This window comes from Streptomyces sp. MnatMP-M17, assembly GCF_900091995.1.
GTDB lineage: Bacteria > Actinomycetota > Actinomycetes > Streptomycetales > Streptomycetaceae > Streptomyces.
Map to the genome: position 1 here is coordinate 1 of NZ_FMDK01000354.1, position 16,428 is coordinate 16,428.

Below are 16,428 nucleotides of genomic sequence, written 5' to 3' on the forward strand. Positions count from 1 at the left end.
GCCGGCGGGCCCCGCGCTGGAGCCGAGCAGCCCGGCGCCGGCCACCGTGCCCGCGAGGAGCGTGCCGCCTCTGAGCAGCCCGCGCCGGCCGATCCGGCCGCGCAGATACTCATGCTGTTCCGGCATGGTCATACGGGAGGCGAGACGGTCGGGGATCCCGACACGAGGGGTATCCATGGACAGACCGTGACACCAGTGGATGGCGTTCGTGTGGATCCTGGGCATCGAGTCGGTGACGGGACACGACGAGACGCCACAGGCAATAGGTGACGGACGCGGCACGCGCTCGGTGACGGACGCCGTCCGCGCCCGGCCGCGAGACGCGACCTGTCCACAGAATGGACCTACCGTGTCATGGGCTGGGACGCGCAGTAGGGTGCCGTCATGTCTCGCAGCCTCAATCTCGCAGTGATCCCCGGTGACGGCATCGGCCAGGAGGTCGTGGCCCAGGGCCTGAAGGTCCTGAGCTCCGTCCTTCCTCAGGATGTGAAGCTGGAGACCAAGGAGTACGACCTCGGCGCCGGCCGCTGGCACCGTACCGGGGAGACCCTCCCGGACGCGGAGCTGGAGGCCCTCAAGGGCCATGACGCGATCCTGCTCGGCGCGATCGGCGATCCGTCCGTGCCCTCCGGTGTGCTGGAGCGCGGGCTGCTGCTCCGGCTGCGGTTCGCCTTCGACCACTATGTGAATCTCCGTCCGTCGAAGCTCTTCCCGCACACCGCCACACCGCTGGCGGGCCGGCCGGAGATCGACTTCGTCGTCGTCCGCGAGGGCACGGAGGGCCCGTACACGGGCAACGGAGGTTCGCTGCGCACCGGTACGCCCGCCGAGGTGGCCACGGAAGTGAGTCTCAATACGGCGTACGGCGTGGAGCGTGTCGTCCGTGACGCGTACCGGCGGGCCGACGCCCGTCCGCGCAAGAAGCTGACGCTGGTCCACAAGAACAACGTCCTCGTCTACGCGGGCCATCTGTGGAAGAACATCTTCGACCGCGTCGGCCGTGAGTATCCCGAGGTCACCACCGACTATCTGCATGTCGACGCCGCGACGATCTTCTTCGTCACCCAGCCGGAGCGCTTTGACGTGATCGTCACCGACAACCTCTTCGGTGACATCCTCACCGACCTGGCCGCCGCCGTGACCGGCGGTATCGGCCTGGCCGCGTCCGCGAACATCAATCCGGACCGTACGTTCCCGTCCATGTTCGAGCCGGTCCACGGCTCGGCGCCGGACATCGCGGGTCAGGGCAAGGCCGATCCCACGGCCACGGTCCTCTCCGTCGCGCTGCTGCTGCGTCATCTCGGCTTCGACGCCGAGGCCGTACGGATCGAGGAGGCCGTCGCGGCCGATCTCGCCGAGCGCGACACGACGGCTCCCGCGCGTACGACCGACGAGATCGGTGACGCGCTCGCCGTACGAGTAGCGAGCTGACCCGTCGACTTCTCACAGCCGCCGGGTCCTCGGAACCCGGCGGCTGTGCTGTGCTGTGTGCGGCCACCGGGCACCACCCGCCCGGCACCCCCTCGGCCCAAGAGCAGCCCTCAGGCGGCCCTTGGGCAGGCATTGGGCCGCATTCACCCGTTTCCTCCGCTACCCGTTCACGCGATAATCTGCGTGGGCCGCGGCATGCGGGAATGCTCGGACGTCCTAGTAGCAGTAGCGGCGTGAGCGCGGTCCGTCATACACAACCGGTGAAGGACGAGAGTATTCATGACCACGCCCACGATCGAGCTCAAGCCCTCCGCGCATCCGCTTTCCGACGCGGAGCGCGAGGCGATTCTGGCCAACCCGGGTTTCGGCCGCCACTTCACCGATCACATGGTGACGATCAAGTGGACGGAGGGACGGGGCTGGCACGACGCGGCGCTCGTCCCGTACGCGCCGCTCTCGATCGACCCGGCCACCATGACGCTGCACTACGCGCAGGAGATCTTCGAGGGCCTCAAGGCCTACCGCCGCCCCGACGGTACGGTCGCCACCTTCCGGCCCGAGGCCAACGCGAACCGCTTCCGGCTCTCCGCCCGCCGGCTCGCGATGCCCGAGCTGCCCGTCGAGACCTTCATCGCCGCGTGCGACGCGCTGGTCGAGCAGGACAAGGCATGGGTGCCCGCGCACGGCGGCGAGGAGTCCCTCTATCTGCGTCCGTTCATGATCGCGACCGAGGTCGGTCTCGGTGTGCGGCCGGCGAACGAGTATCTGTTCCTGGTCATCGCGTCCCCGGCCGGCGCGTACTTCCCCGGCGGTGTGCGGCCCGTCTCCGTCTGGCTCTCGGAGAACTATGTCCGCGCGGTGCCCGGCGGCATCGGCTTCGCCAAGACCGGCGGCAACTACGCGGCGTCCCTTCTCGCCCAGGCCGAGGCGGCGGAGAAGGGCTGCGAGCAGGTCGTCTATCTGGACGCGCTGGAGCACCGCTGGGTCGAGGAGCTGGGCGGGATGAATCTGTACTTCGTGTACGGCGACCGCATCGTCACGCCCGAGCTGACCGGCTCGCTGCTCGCGGGCATCACCCGTGACTCACTGCTCGCAGTGGCGCGCGACCTCGGCTACACCGCGGAGGAGGGCCGGATCTCCAAGGAGCAGTGGCGCCGCGACACCGAGAACGGCAGCCTCACCGAGGTCTTCGCCTGCGGTACGGCCGCGGTGATCACTCCGGTCGGCGCGGTCAAGTCGGCGGCCGGTGAGTGGACCCAGTCGGGCGGTGAGCCGGGCAAGGTCACCATGGAGCTGCGTACGGCTCTGCTGGACATCCAGCGAGGCGTGGCTCCCGACGCCCATGGCTGGATGCACGAGCTGGGCCGGTCCTGACCCCGGCTCCGACTCCGCTTCTGTCTTCGACGCTGTCCCTGTGACATACCGTCGGCACGCCCTTCACCAGGGCGGGCCGGCGGTTCCGTACCGCCGTGACCAGCGGCTGAGCCGGGCGCGCCCGTATGGTGAGACAGTTCTGCCCAGCCGCGCGCGACATGCGAAAATCGGCTCGTGCTCTCGCTCGCCATGATTATCGGCAGCAAGCGCGCCGGTCCGCAGTGATCGCCTCGTACCACCATGTACGGCGCGGCCATCGTGCCTCAGACCCGCGCGCAGACCTCTCGCACCCGCGAGAGGTTTTTTCGTTTTCCGGCCCCACCCCGGCGGAAGGCGGACGGCGCGCGACGATGGGGGCAAGTGGAGCCAGACCATCCACTCGACAGGAGCAACCCACCATGACCACAGAGTCCACGGAGAGCGACGACAGTTTCCATGTCTTCGACACCACGCTGCGCGACGGCGCGCAGCGTGAAGGCATCAATCTGACCGTCGCCGACAAGCTGGCCATCGCCCGGTACCTGGACGAGTTCGGCGTGGGCTTCATCGAGGGCGGCTGGCCCGGTGCCAACCCGCGCGACACCGAGTTCTTCGCCCGTGCCCGGCAGGAGATCGAGTTCCGGCACGCCCAGCTCGTCGCCTTCGGCTCCACGCGGCGGCCCGGAGCCAAGGCGTCGGAGGACCCGCAGGTCAGAGCGCTGATCGAGTCCGGCGCGCCGGTGGTCACGCTGGTCGCCAAATCGCATGACCGCCATGTCGAACTGGCTCTGCGCACCACTCTCGACGAGAACATCGAGATGATCCGCGACACCGTCTCCCATCTGCGGGAGCAGGGCCGCCGTGTCTTTGTCGACTGCGAGCACTTCTTCGACGGCTATCGCGCCAACCCGGAGTACGCCAAGGCCGTCGTACGGGCCGCGGCCGAGGCCGGCGCCGATGTGGTCATCCTCTGTGACACCAATGGCGGAATGCTGCCCGCGCAGATCCAGGCCGTCGTCTCCACCGTGCTGGCCGACACCGGAGCCCGGCTCGGCATCCACGCCCAGGACGACACGGGCTGCGCCGTCGCCAACACGCTCGCCGCCGTCGACGCGGGCGCCACCCATGTGCAGTGCACGGCCAACGGATACGGCGAGCGCGTCGGGAACGCCAATCTCTTCCCGGTCGTCGCCGCGCTGGAGCTGAAGTACGACAAGCGGGTGCTGCCCGCGGGCGCGCTCGCCGAGATGACCCGGATCTCGCACGCCATCGCCGAGGTCGTCAATCTCGCGCCCTCCACCCATCAGCCGTATGTCGGCGTCTCCGCCTTCGCCCACAAGGCCGGACTGCACGCCTCCGCGATCAAGGTCGATCCGGATCTGTACCAGCACATCGCGCCCGAGCTGGTCGGCAATTCCATGCGGATGCTCGTGTCCGACATGGCCGGGCGCGCCTCCATCGAGCTCAAGGGCAAGGAGCTCGGCATCGATCTGAGCGGCGACCGCGATCTGGTCGGCCGTGTCGTCGGCCGGGTCAAGGAGCGTGAGCTGAAGGGCTATACGTACGAGGCCGCCGACGCCTCCTTCGAGCTGCTGCTGCGCGAGGAGGCGGAGGGCAGGCCGCGCAGCTACTTCCGTACGGAGTCCTGGCGCGCGATCGTGGAGGACCGGCCCGACGGTACGCACGCCAACGAGGCCACCGTGAAGCTGTGGGCCAAGGGAGAGCGGATCGTCGCCACCGCGGAGGGAAACGGGCCGGTCAACGCGCTGGACCGGGCGATGCGGGTCGGTCTGGAGCAGATCTATCCGCAGCTCGCCAAGCTGGAGCTGGTGGACTACAAGGTCCGCATCCTGGAGGGCCGGCACGGTACGGAGTCCACCACGCGCGTACTGATCACCACCTCGGACGGCACCGGCGACTGGGCCACGGTGGGTGTCGCCGAGAATGTGATCGCGGCCTCCTGGCAGGCGCTGGAGGACGCGTACACCTATGGCCTGCTGAGGGCCGGCGTCGAACCGGCGGAGTAGCACTCCCTCGGTTCGACACCGGCCCTGCTCAGCGGACGTCGGCAACGGGCCTCGGCCTCAGCTCCGGACTCAGCCCTGGAGCCGCCACTTCTGATTGGCGGCTCCGGTGCAGGTCCAGATCTGGGTGCCGGTGCCGTTCGCAGAGGAATTGCCCGTCACATCGAGGCACTTGTCGGCCGGGACGTTCACCAGATCGGCCGAGCCCGACTCGTATCTCCACTGCTGGGCCCCGGACCCGTTGCAGTCGTAGAGCTGGACCTTCGCGCCGTTGGCCGTCGACGCCGCCGCGACATCCAGGCACTTGCCGAGCGCCTGTACGGAGCCGTCCGCCTTGAGCGTCCAGCGCTGGGCCGTCGAGCCGTTGCAGTCGTAGAGCTGCACGGCCGTGCCGTTGGCGTTGCCGCCGCCCGCCACGTCCAGGCACTTGCCGCCGAGGCCGACCAGGGTGCCGGTCCGGTCCGAGCCGCCGCCGGACGGCGCGCCCGCCCAGGTGAAGGTGGCCGAGGTCTTGCCGGGCAGGGAGTAACTGAAGTTCTGCCCGCCCCAGTTGACCCGTACCTGCTGCGCGCCGGAGCCGTCGTTGTAGGCGATCAGCGCCTTGGAGCCGTCCGGATTGCGCCAGGCCACATTGGAGACCGTGGTGCTGGCGGTGGAGGCGATGCGCTCCGCGCCCGGCTTCACGAACTTGGTGAGATGACCCATCGTGTAGTACTCGATGGTGTAGTCGACCTGGCCATGGCGCGCGTCACCGTTGTGAACGGTGATCAGCCCGTCGCAGGTGCCGCAGCCGCCGTTGTGCGGACCGCGGTTCTGGTCCACCGCCAGCGACCACTTGGTCACCGACTTCGCCCAGTGACGGGTGTAGTCGATGATGTTCGCCATGTCCTCGCGCTGCTGATTGGCGATCCAGGTGCCGCCGGAGTGCTCGGTCTGGAAGGCGTTCATCTGCGGATACTGGTTGTGGACATCCGTCTGCTTCTGGATGTTCCCGCCGTAGCCGTGCCAGGCGACGCCGCCGAAGTTGGGATGGTTGCGTACGGCCGCGTCGTTCACGGTCTCGGCCGCGTACGCGTCGTAGGTGTCCCAGTTCCAGTCGTGCGCCAGGACCTTGGTGGACAGACCGGCGCCCTGGAGCTTCGGCAGCAGGTTGCTCTTGGTGAAGAACGCCAGACCCGAGCCGTTCCAGCTCATCGACGGATAACCGCCGCAGCAGGTGGGCTCGTTCTGCGCCGAGACATAGTCGACCGGTATGCCCTGGTCGCGGTAGGCCTGGAGATACTTGACGAAGTAGTCGGCGTAGGTGCCGTAGTTCTCCGCCTTCAGCCAGCCGCCGTTGAGCTGGCCGCTGTCCTTCATCCAGGCCGGCGCCGTCCATGGCGAGGCCATGGTCGACAGGGCCGGATTGAGCTGCTTGGCCTGCTTGGTCAGCGGCAGCACATCGGCGAGGTCGTGCGCGATGGAGAACCGGGAGAGCGTCGGGTCGGTCTGACCTGCCGGCAGATCGTTGTACGTGTAGCCGAACCGGGCGAGGTCGGAACCGCCCATCGGGTTACGGATGAAGGAGAGTCCGATGCCCTCGGTCGGCGAGAACAGCTTCCTCATCGTGTCGTCACGCGTCGCCTGGGAGAGCGCTCCGCTGCCTTTCATCAGCCAGGCCGCGGTGTCCGTGAAGGAGGCGCCGCCGCCGGTGAAGGTCTGATAGCGGGTGCCCTCGTCAACGGTGATGTTCGTCCCGCTGCCGCCGTTGCCCGGCTGGAAGGTGACGGGAGTCTGCTGCTGGAGACCGCGGGTGACATGGCGTCCGCCCGCGTCGTCCGTCGTCGTCAGCCAGATGTTGACCTGTTCGCCCGCGGCCTGGGCCGTACCCGCGGAGAGGCCGGTGAGCCCGGCGGTGGCGAGGGCGCCGGCGAGGAGAACCCTCGTCAGCCGACGCCCGGTACCGGTCGATCTCGACATAGAACTGCTGCCCTTCTCGGCAGAGGGTGGGGGGTTCGGGTGCGGCAGTGCCTTGTCGCCCTGCCGCTCCCTGCGGCGTGAGTGAACTGCTGTTACGAACTCCCGTCAAGAGACGGCGCGTTCAACGTGTTCATGAACTGAACGCATTACGCCTCTGACCTGCTGCCGGCCTGGCACGTAACAGAGGTTCGGACCAATCTCGACGTGAAGTATTGACGACTGTGTTGCGTGCCGGTTAACTCACCGCCCAACGCCGGTACCGGTTCCGGAAGCGGTTGCGGTACCGGTTCCACACCTCGAAGCGGAGGCACCGATGCGTGTCACGATCGCGGACGTCGCCCGCCAGGCAGGCGTCAGCAAGACGACCGTGTCCCGGGTGATCAACACCAAAGGTGAAGTCGACCGCAGTACGGCGGCCCGCGTTCGGGCCGTGATCGCCCAGCTCGGCTATGTGCCCAGTTCGGGCGCCGTCGGACTGGCCCGCGGCAGCAGCCGTACGGTCGGCATGCTGGTGCCCTCGCTGACCTGGCCGTGGATGGGCGAGGTCCTCCAGGGAGTTGTCGACACCATCGAGGCCGCCGGCTACGGTCTGCTGCTCTTCACCTGCAACCGCGGCGCCGAGTCGGTGGAGCACTTCACCACACAGGTCTCGGCCCGCGCCTTCGACGGACTGCTCGTGGTCGAGCCCGAGAACACGCTCGACACCATCATCGGACTGCACCACAAGGGCCTGCCCGTCGTGCTGATAGACGACCGCGGCAGCCATCCCGAGGACTTTCCCTCCGTCGTGACCACCAATCGCGAGGGAGGCGCGTCCGCGGCCCGCCATCTGCTGGCCGACGGACGCCGCAGGCCTCTGGTCATCACCGGGCCCTCGCACTTCGGCTGTGTACGCGACCGGCTCAGCGGCTTCCGTGAGGTGCTGCCGACCGATCTGGTCGTGGTGGGCGACTTCACCGAGCTGTCGGGACGGCTCGCGGTGGAGAAACTCCTCGCCGGTGAGGTCGCCTTCGACGCCGTCTTCGCGCACAACGACATCAGCGCGGCCGGCGCGATGCGGGCCCTGCGGGCCGCCGGGCGGAGCGTGCCCGACGACATCGCGGTGGTCGGCTTCGACAACATCCCGATGGCCCGGCACACCGAGCCGCCGCTGACCACCGTCCACCAGCCTGCGCGCGAGATGGGCGAGACGGCGGCGACGATGCTGCTCGGACATCTGGGCGGCGCGTCCGCGCCGGACGAACCGGTCGTGCTGCCCACCGAACTGATCGTGCGGAAGTCGGCTCCGTAGCCGGCCCCGTAGAACGAACGCCACGAACGCCACGCCACGCCATGGCTTGACACGGCACGGCACGGCACGACACCCAGTCAGGACTCTCAAGGACAGCGCCACCCCGTACGGACATCGCTCCACACACCCGCACTCCCCCCACAGGAGGCACCGATGCCCTCACGTACGACCCTGGTGGCCGCCACCGCGGCGCTTCTGGCGCTGTCGGCCCCGCTCGCGTTCAGCGCGCCCGTACCTCAGCAGACCGACCGGGCGCCCGCGCGGGCCGCGGCCGTGGCGGCGGCCTGGAACACCGACCGGGCGGCGGCTGCCTATGCCGCCAATCCCGCTTCCGTCACCGCGTCCGGCAGCGAGAACCCGGACACCCTGCCCTCCGGAGCCGTCGACGGCAACGGCGCCACCCGCTGGGCGAGCGACTTCACGGACAACGCCTGGATCAGGATCGACCTGGGCAGCGTCATCCGGGTCAACCAGGTCAAGCTCGAATGGGAGGCCGCCTACGGCAGGCAGTACGTCCTGGAAGCCTCCACGGACGGCACCAACTGGACGAGCTTCTACACCGAGACCGAAGGCACCGGCGGCACCGTCACCGCGCACACCTATCCGCAGGAAGTCACCGCGCGCTATGTCCGGATGCGCGGTGTGCAGCGGGCGACCGCCTGGGGCTACTCCCTCTTCTCCTTCCAGGTGTACGGAGGCGAGCCCGCGCCCGCCTCCACCACCCGGACCAATCTCGCCCTCAACCATCCGGCGTACGGCAATCTCTACCAGCACGCCGGGAACTCTCCCGCCTATGTGACCGACGGCGGCTGGCCCGCCGACCTCAAGGGCGACCAGACCCGCTGGGCCAGCGACTGGAACGCGGACCGCTGGGTCGGAGTCGATCTGGGCACACCGTCCCGGATCGAGGCGGTCGATCTGTACTGGGAGGCGGCCTACGCCGTCGACTACGAACTCCAGGTCTCCGACGACAACCGCACCTGGCGCACGGTGTACCGGCCCTCCGCCGCCGAGGTCGCCGCCCGCCGCGCCGATGTCAAGCCGCCGGGCGAGGCCGCGGGCCGGCGCGACACCGTCACTCTCGCCACACCGGCCACCGCGCGCTACATCCGGATGCTGGGCAAGGAGCGCCGCTCCTTCTACAACCCGGCGCCCTCGACCGCCCAGTTCGGCTACTCGCTGTACGAGTTCCAGGTCTGGGGCACCGGCGGCAGCGCGGCGGCGGCCTATCCGGCGCTGCCCAAGAACTCCGGTGCGGCCTACCGTACGACCTTCTTCGACGACTTCACCGGTTCGGGACTGGACCGCAGCAAGTGGCGAGTGGTCCGTACCGGCACGGAGATGGGCTCGGTCAACGGAGAGGCCCAGGCGTATGTCGACTCGCCGAACAACATCCGGACCGAGAACGGCAGCCTGGTCCTGGAGTCGAAGTACTGCAAGGGCTGCACCACCGTGCCCGGCGGCGGAACGTACGACTTCACCTCCGGCCGTATCGACACCAACACCAAGTTCGACTTCACCTACGGCAAGGTCAGCGGCCGGATGAGGCTGCCGGTCGGCGACGGCTTCTGGCCGGCCTTCTGGCTGCTGGGCAGCGATGTCGACAACCCGGCCGTCTCGTGGCCGGGCTCGGGTGAGACGGACATCATGGAGAACATCGGCTACGGAGACTGGACCAGCACCGCGCTGCACGGTCCCGGCTACTCGGCCGACGGCAATATCGGTAAGACTCAGACCTTCCCGAACGGCGGGCGTGCCGACGAGTGGCACACCTACGCGGTGGAGTGGCAGCCGGAGGGCATGCGCTTCACCGTCGACGACCGGGTGGTGCAGGAGACGTCCCGCCAGAAGCTGGAGTCCACACGGGGCAAGTGGGTCTTCGACCACAACCAGTACGTGATTCTCAACCTCGCGCTCGGCGGGGCCTATCCGGCGGGCTGGAACAAGGTCACCCAGCCGTACTGGGGCCTGCCGCAGTCGAGCGTCAACCGGATAGCCCAGGGCGGCATCAAGGCCGAGATCGACTGGGTCCGGGTCGAGCAGAAGTAGCAGAACCAAGGGCAACGCCGAGCACAAGTAACGGCGTCAGCGTCCCCGGCGGCGGCAGAGCCGCCGGGGACACCAGCGACACAAGGAGCAACGAGCACGATGCGAGGCATACGTGTCAGGCCGCGGCCGGGCACCAGGACGGCGGCGCTTCTCGCCGCCGCCGTCCTGGCGGGGCTGCTGCCCCTGGCGGGAGCCGGTCCCTCCGCCGCCGCGGACGAACCGGCCCCGGTGGCCGTGGACCGCTTCGAGGGCGAGGTCCCGTTCGCGGGACCGCCCGAGGAGGGCATCTTCACCTGGGGCGGCGACGCCGATGATCCGCCGGCCCTGAGCCTGGTGGAGCGCGCCGACGCGCCCGAGGGCGCCCAGGTCCTCGAAGGCAGCTACGACATCAGCGGATACGGCGGCTTCAGCCATGACTTCGCCTTCGACGAGCCGTCGCACGACTGGTCGGCCCACCGTGGCATCCGCTTCTGGTGGTACGGCCAGAACACCGCTCCTCTGCCGCCCGGTTCCGGCAAGAGGATCAACTTCGAGATCAAGGACGGCGGCGCCAACGGCGAGGCCTCCGAGCTGTGGACGACGTCCTTCACCGACGACTGGGAGGGCTGGCACCAGGTCGAGATACCGTTCGCCGACTTCCAGTACCGCACCGACTATCAGCCGGTCGGCGGAATCGACCAGGTTCTCGGTCTGACGGAGATGTGGGGCTATGCCCTCACGCTGCCGACGGGCGCGCCGGGCCGCTTCGCCCTGGACGGAGTGGAGCTGTACGGCAAGGCCGACCCGAGTCTGACGGCGAGCGTCATCACCGACGCGGCCGTATATCCCGTCGCCGAGGGCGCCACGGCCAAGGTGCGGATCTCGGTCGCGACGACCGGTTCCGGCCCGATCGAGCAGCCCGTGACGGTCGATTACACGACCGAGGGCGGCACCACCGAGGGCGGTACCGCGGAGGCGGGCAAGGACTACACGGCCGTCTCCGGCTCGGTCACCTTCCCGGCCGGCAGCGCCTCGGGCACCTCACGGACCGTCGAGGTCGCCACGCTCAAGGACAAGGCCGCCGAGAGCGCCGAGACCGTACCGTTCAAGCTCACCGTCACCGGCGCCAAGGCCCCGGCCGAGAACCCGCAGATCGTGATCGACGCGCACGGTCTGCCGTATCTCGACGCGAAGCTGCCGGTGAAGAAGCGGGTGGCCGACCTTGTCTCCCGGCTCTCCCTCGCGGAGAAGGCCGGCCAGATGACACAGGCCGAGCGCAACGCGCTCACGGCCCAGGGCGACATCGCCGCCTACGATCTCGGCTCGCTGCTCTCCGGCGGCGGATCCGTACCGACGCCCAACACCCCGCAGGCCTGGGCGAAGATGGTCGACGCCTTCCAGCTCAGGGCGCAGGCGACCCGCTTCCAGATCCCGCTGATCTACGGCGTGGACGCGGTGCACGGCCACAACAATGTCGTCGGCGCGACGATCATGCCGCACAACATCGGTATCGGCGCGACCCGTGATCCGGCGCTGGCGGAGCGGACCGGCGCGGTGACGGCGAACGAGGTACGGGCCACGGGCGTCCCGTGGGACTTCGCGCCCTGCGTCTGTGTCGCCAGGGACGAGCGCTGGGGCCGTACGTACGAGTCCTTCGGTGAGGATCCCGCGCTGGTCATCGCCATGGACACCGTGGTCAACGGTCTCCAGGGCCCGGCGGACGGCAGCGGTCTGGACCGCAACGACAAGGTGCTGGCGACGGCCAAGCACTTCGTCGGTGACGGCGGCACCGAGTACGGCTCGTCCACGACCGGCTCGTACACCATCGACCAGGGGGTCACCAAGGTCACCCGCAAGGAGCTGGAGGCCATCCATCTCGCGCCCTACAAGGACGCCGTGAAGCGAGGCGTGGGCACGGTCATGCCCTCGTACTCCTCGCTGGAGATCACCGACGAGAATCGGCCCGCGGTGAAGATGCACGCCGACGGCGCCATGATCAACGGTGTGCTGAAGGACCGGATGGGCTTCAAGGGCTTCGTCATCAGCGACTGGCAGGCGATCGACCAGATCCCGGGCGACTACGCGAGCGACGTCCGTACCTCCATCAACGCCGGACTCGACATGATCATGGTCCCGACGGCATACAAGGACTTCACCCGGACGCTTCAGGCCGAGGTCACGGCCGGCCGGATCAGCCAGGCGCGGATCGACGACGCCGTATCCCGCATCCTGGAGCAGAAGTTCAGGCTCGGCCTGTTCGAGAAGCCGTACGCGGACACCACCAACCAGCCGAAGATCGGCTCGCCCGCGCACCGGGCGGTGGCCCGTGAGGCGGCGGCCGAGTCGCAGGTGCTGCTGAAGAACAAGGGCGCGGTCCTGCCGCTCAAGCCGTCGCAGAAGGTGTATGTGGCCGGCTCCAACGCCGATGATCTGGGCAACCAGATGGGCGGCTGGACCATCACCTGGCAGGGCGGCTCCGGGCGCACCACCACCGGGACGACCATTCTGGAAGGCATGCGCAAGGCGGCTCCGAACGCCTCCCTCACCTACTCCAAGGACGCCACCGCGCCGACGGCGGGCCATGACGTCGGAGTGGTCGTCGTCGGCGAGAAGCCGTACGCCGAGGGTCAGGGCGATGTCGGCAACGGCCATGATCTGAATCTGTCCGACGAGGACAGGCAGGCGGTGGACACGGTCTGCGCCGCCATGAAGTGCGCCGTACTGATCGTCTCCGGCCGGCCGCAGCTCATCGGCGACCAGCTCGGTGACATCGACGCGCTGGTGGCGTCCTGGCTGCCGGGCAGCGAGGGCGACGGTGTGGCCGATGTCCTCTACGGCAGGAAGGCGTTCACCGGTCAGCTTCCGCTGACCTGGCCCAAGTCGGTCGAGTCACTGCCGATCAATGTCGGTGACGCGGTCTACGATCCGCAGTTCCCGTACGGCTGGGGCCTGACGACGCTCAAGGCGCCGCCCGGCGGCGGGCAGTTGACTCTCGCCGCCCTCGGTGTCGCGGCCCAGGTGCTGGAGAAGGCCGGGCTCGGCAAGTCGGCGCAGGGCAGGGAGCTGGTCGGCCAGGCCAGGCTGCTCGTCCAGCAGAAGATCGGCGAGCACATCACTCCCGCCTCGGCGAAGCCCTTCGCGGACGCGGACCATCTGCTGCTCACCGGTGATCTGACCGGCGCGGTGGACAAGCTGACGGCGGCGTACAAGGCGGCCTGATCAGCGAGGGAACCGAAGGACCCCATGGGTGAGGCACCCGGGCCGCGACAGGTCCGGGTGCCTCACCCTTTCCGCACCTGTCTTTCCGCGTCTGTCTTTTTCCGCGTCTGTCGCCGGGCTTTCTTCCGTGTCTGTCGCCCGGCTTTCGCTTTTGCTCATCCCTGCCCCATCTTGGCGCATTTCGGGTAGCGTCAATGTATGAGGACGAGGCTGTATTCCGCACTCTCCGGGCTGCTGCTCGCCGGCTCGGCCGCCGTCCTGGGGATGGCGCCCGCCGCGGAGGCCGCCACCGGTCCAGGGACCGTGGCCGAGGCTCTCAAGAACGGGCCCGTGTATGTGGATCCCGGGGCCGCGAGCCGGCTCTCGACGTCCGAGGCCGAGGCCCTGGCGAAGAAGATCAAGGACGCGGACAAGCCGCTCTTCGTGGCGGTCCTGCCCGATACGGCGCAGTTCCCGGCCGCCTCCGTGCTGAACACGGTACGGGCCGAGACCGGGATCACCGGTCTGTACGCCATCCGGCTCGGTGACCGCTTCGACGCGGGCGCCGACTCCGCCGTGCTCTCCCAGCAGGCGGTCCGCAATCTGACCGACGCGGTCAAGGCGGGCGGCCCGGTGGACGCGTCGACCGAGCTCAACAACTTCGTCGACCAGGCGCTCCCGCAGATCCGCGGCCAGGCCCCGGCGTCCTGGGACACCATGGGCTCGGACGGTTCCGGCGGCTCGACCACCGGGCTGATCGTGCTCGGCTCGGTGCTCGCGGCGGGCGGCGCGGGCGCGTACGCCGTGGCGCGGCGCAAGCGCGGCAGGCGGATCGAGCGGGAGCGCGAGGCGCTGGACAAGCTGCGTGTCGTCGTGGACGAGGACATCACCGCGTTCGGCGAGGAGCTGGACCGGCTCGACTTCCATCCCGCGGAGGCGGGCGCCGACGACGCGATGCGCGCGGAGTACGAGCGCTCCCTCGACGCGTACGAGAAGGCCAAGTCCCTGATGGGCTCGGCCGAGCGGCCCGACGACGTACGCGGAGTGACACAGGCGCTGGAGGACGGCCGGTTCTCACTGGCGGTGCTGGACGCGCGCAGAAAGGGCGCACCGCTGCCCGAGCGCCGTTCACCGTGCTTCTTCGATCCGCGCCACGGTCCTTCGACGGCCGACGCGGAGTGGGCTCCGCCCGCCGGTGTACGGCGGACCGTGCCGGTCTGCGCCGCCGACGCGGCGCGGCTGGCCGACGGCGACGATCCGATGAGCCGTACGGTGCAGACCGCGAACGGCCCTCGTCCCTACTGGGAGGCCGGGCCCGCGTACGGGCCGTGGGCCGGCGGCTACTTCGGCGGCGGACTGCTGCCGGGACTGCTGGTGGGCACGATGCTCGGCTCGGTGATGGCGACGCCCGCCTACGCGGCCGACTTCGGCGGTGACGACCACTCCGGTTACGGCGGTGGCGACTATTCGGGCACCGACTACGACCCGGGCGACTTCGGCGGCGGAGGATTCGGCGGTGGCGGGGACTTCGGCGGTGGGGGAGGATTCGACGGCGGAGGCGGCTTCTGACCCGGGGCCCAAGCCCTTACGGACCTGATGCCTCACGGGCTTGAAGCGCGCCTCCGCCGGTCGCCGGTCTTCCCGTGCAGCCCACGCGGGCCTCAGGCGGCCTCGGGGGCCTTCTTGATCGCGGAGATGTCGAAGTTCAGCTTGACCTTGTCGCTGACCATCACACCGCCGGTCTCCAGCGCCGCGTTCCAGGTCAGGCCCCACTCGGAGCGCAGGATCGAGGCGCTGCCCTCGAAGCCGACCCGCTCGTTGCCGTACACATCGGTGGCGGAGCCGTGGAACTCCAGGTCGATGGTGAGCGGCCGGGTGACGTCCTTGATGGTCAGATCGCCGGTGACACGGTAGGTCTCGGCGTCGATCTGCTCGGCCGAGGTGGAGCGGAACGACATCTTCGGGAAGGTCTCCGCGTCGAAGAAGTCGGCGCTGCGGAGGTGGCCGTCGCGGTCGGGCATCCCGGTGTCGACGCTGGCGATCGAGACATCGATGGTGGCCGTGGAGGCCGCCGGGTTCGAGCCGTCCAGGTTCAGCGTGCCCTCGTGCTCGGTGAACGAGCCGCGGACATTGGTGACCATCGCGTGGCGGACGGTGAAGCCGATGGTGCTGTGCGCCGGGTCGATGGTGTATTCGCCGGTCAGCGCGGCCAGGGCCGGGTCGGCCTCGACGGTGGGGGTGGTGGCGCTGTCGTTCTTGCGGCCGAAGAGGGCCATGGTTCCTCCTGAGATACGACTGACTTGTTTCAAACCTTCAATCGCCGCCACCTTAGACCTATCTCGTTCAAGCTTCAACAATGTCACTCGATCGAGTTCACCGCACCCTGGCGACGCGCGTAGATATCGGGCACCATCTCCTCTGCTACCACCTGCACCGCTGCCCCATCGACCCCAACGGCCCTCAGCAGGAGGCAATCCCCCCATGAAGCTCCGCTCGGTACTCACCGCGCTCGCCCTGGTCCTCGGCGCGCTCTTCGCGCCCGGTTTCGGCGTCCTCAGCTCGGCCAGCGACGCCCAGGCGGCCACGAAGATCACCCACGCCACGGCGACCTCGATGTTCAGCTCACGCGGCATCACCTGGTCCTCGTCCGGCGGCTGTTCCAACCGCAACAACCCGACCTGTACGTCGTTCGAGCAGCTCAACCTGATGTCGGCCCAGGGCGCGCAGACGCTGAAGAGCGCCAGCGGCTGCGCCCTGAACATCACGGGCGGTACGGAGACGGGCCACGCGAGCGGCACGTACTCGCACTGGAACGGCTACAAGCTCGACTTCGCCAAGGGCACCTGCCTCACCAACTACATCAAGAACAACTTCACCTACATCGGCCCGCGCGGTGACGGCTATCCGCAGTGGCAGTCCGGCGCCGGCAACCTCTACGCGGACGAGGGCAACCACTGGGACGTCACGTACTACAACTGCGGCGGCTGCTGACCGGCTGTCCGTAGACACGCTGCTGCCCCGCTCTCCTCGACCGACCGGAGGGCGGGGCAGCGCCGTTCTGTGCGGAGGACGCCGGGCCCTGTGCTAGTACTCCAGCAGGATTTCGCTGTCTGACCTGGTCTTTCGCCGGGGTGGCGGGAGTGT

At 68.8% G+C, this 16,428-nt stretch carries 10 protein-coding genes; 8 read left to right on the forward strand and 2 right to left on the reverse strand.

Going from position 1 to position 16,428, the window contains the following annotated elements:
* Positions 1-384 precede the first annotated feature (384 nt).
* From GA0115259_RS16470 to cimA, 3 genes are all read left to right on the forward strand, one after another.
* Positions 385-1,431, forward strand: a complete 1,047-nt coding sequence (locus GA0115259_RS16470) for a 3-isopropylmalate dehydrogenase (protein WP_093597141.1) — start codon at positions 385-387, stop codon at positions 1,429-1,431.
* Between the two features lie 279 nt (positions 1,432-1,710).
* Positions 1,711-2,805 carry a branched-chain amino acid aminotransferase gene (locus tag GA0115259_RS16475; RefSeq protein ID WP_093597144.1) on the forward strand — a complete coding sequence of 365 codons (1,095 nt, stop codon included), beginning with the start codon at positions 1,711-1,713 and terminating at the stop codon, positions 2,803-2,805.
* Between the two features lie 398 nt (positions 2,806-3,203).
* Positions 3,204-4,811, forward strand: coding sequence for a citramalate synthase (cimA, locus tag GA0115259_RS16485; RefSeq protein WP_093597150.1), 1,608 nt, complete (start codon positions 3,204-3,206; stop codon positions 4,809-4,811).
* A 69-nt stretch (positions 4,812-4,880) separates the two neighbouring features.
* Here the strand turns inward: cimA and GA0115259_RS16490 are convergent, their stop codons facing one another.
* Positions 4,881-6,767, reverse strand: coding sequence for a ricin-type beta-trefoil lectin domain protein (locus tag GA0115259_RS16490; RefSeq protein ID WP_093597153.1), 1,887 nt, complete (start codon positions 6,765-6,767; stop codon positions 4,881-4,883).
* 313 nt (positions 6,768-7,080) lie between these two features.
* Here GA0115259_RS16490 and GA0115259_RS16495 point away from each other — a divergent pair, with 313 nt between their 5' ends.
* From GA0115259_RS16495 to GA0115259_RS16510, 4 genes are all read left to right on the forward strand, one after another.
* On the forward strand, positions 7,081-8,058 hold the full coding sequence (locus tag GA0115259_RS16495) for a LacI family DNA-binding transcriptional regulator (protein ID WP_093597156.1): 978 nt from the start codon (positions 7,081-7,083) through the stop codon (positions 8,056-8,058).
* A gap of 153 nt (positions 8,059-8,211) precedes the next feature.
* Positions 8,212-10,107 (forward strand): discoidin domain-containing protein, encoded by a 1,896-nt coding sequence (locus GA0115259_RS16500; RefSeq protein WP_093597159.1) that lies wholly within the window; start codon positions 8,212-8,214, stop codon positions 10,105-10,107.
* Between the two features lie 99 nt (positions 10,108-10,206).
* On the forward strand, positions 10,207-13,305 hold the full coding sequence (locus GA0115259_RS16505) for a glycoside hydrolase family 3 N-terminal domain-containing protein (RefSeq protein WP_093597162.1): 3,099 nt from the start codon (positions 10,207-10,209) through the stop codon (positions 13,303-13,305).
* Between the two features lie 198 nt (positions 13,306-13,503).
* Positions 13,504-14,853 carry a hypothetical protein gene (locus tag GA0115259_RS16510; protein WP_093597165.1) on the forward strand — a complete coding sequence of 450 codons (1,350 nt, stop codon included), beginning with the start codon at positions 13,504-13,506 and terminating at the stop codon, positions 14,851-14,853.
* A gap of 92 nt (positions 14,854-14,945) precedes the next feature.
* On the opposite strand, the gene GA0115259_RS16515 is transcribed toward GA0115259_RS16510, so the two are convergent.
* Entirely contained in the window at positions 14,946-15,560 is a 615-nt protein-coding gene (locus GA0115259_RS16515) for a YceI family protein (RefSeq protein ID WP_093597168.1), read from the reverse strand.
* Positions 15,561-15,765: 205 nt separating this feature from the next.
* On the opposite strand from GA0115259_RS16515, the gene GA0115259_RS16520 reads away from it, so the two are divergent.
* The gene (locus GA0115259_RS16520; RefSeq protein ID WP_093597171.1) at positions 15,766-16,275 is read left to right on the forward strand and encodes a hypothetical protein; all 510 of its coding nucleotides are present in this window, start codon (positions 15,766-15,768) and stop codon (positions 16,273-16,275) included.
* Positions 16,276-16,428: the final 153 nt, after the last annotated feature.

Excerpts from the sequence above, each read along its gene's own strand:
- GA0115259_RS16470 (WP_093597141.1), top strand. The coding sequence starts at position 385 with ATGTCTCGCAGCCTCAATCTCGCAGTGATCCCCGGTGACGGCATCGGC.
- GA0115259_RS16475 (WP_093597144.1), top strand. The coding sequence starts at position 1,711 with ATGACCACGCCCACGATCGAGCTCAAGCCCTCCGCGCATCCGCTTTCC.
- cimA (WP_093597150.1), top strand. The coding sequence starts at position 3,204 with ATGACCACAGAGTCCACGGAGAGCGACGACAGTTTCCATGTCTTCGAC.
- GA0115259_RS16490 (WP_093597153.1), bottom strand. The coding sequence starts at position 6,767 with ATGTCGAGATCGACCGGTACCGGGCGTCGGCTGACGAGGGTTCTCCTC.
- GA0115259_RS16495 (WP_093597156.1), top strand. The coding sequence starts at position 7,081 with ATGCGTGTCACGATCGCGGACGTCGCCCGCCAGGCAGGCGTCAGCAAG.
- GA0115259_RS16500 (WP_093597159.1), top strand. The coding sequence starts at position 8,212 with ATGCCCTCACGTACGACCCTGGTGGCCGCCACCGCGGCGCTTCTGGCG.
- GA0115259_RS16505 (WP_093597162.1), top strand. The coding sequence starts at position 10,207 with ATGCGAGGCATACGTGTCAGGCCGCGGCCGGGCACCAGGACGGCGGCG.
- GA0115259_RS16510 (WP_093597165.1), top strand. The coding sequence starts at position 13,504 with ATGAGGACGAGGCTGTATTCCGCACTCTCCGGGCTGCTGCTCGCCGGC.
- GA0115259_RS16515 (WP_093597168.1), bottom strand. The coding sequence starts at position 15,560 with ATGGCCCTCTTCGGCCGCAAGAACGACAGCGCCACCACCCCCACCGTC.
- GA0115259_RS16520 (WP_093597171.1), top strand. The coding sequence starts at position 15,766 with ATGAAGCTCCGCTCGGTACTCACCGCGCTCGCCCTGGTCCTCGGCGCG.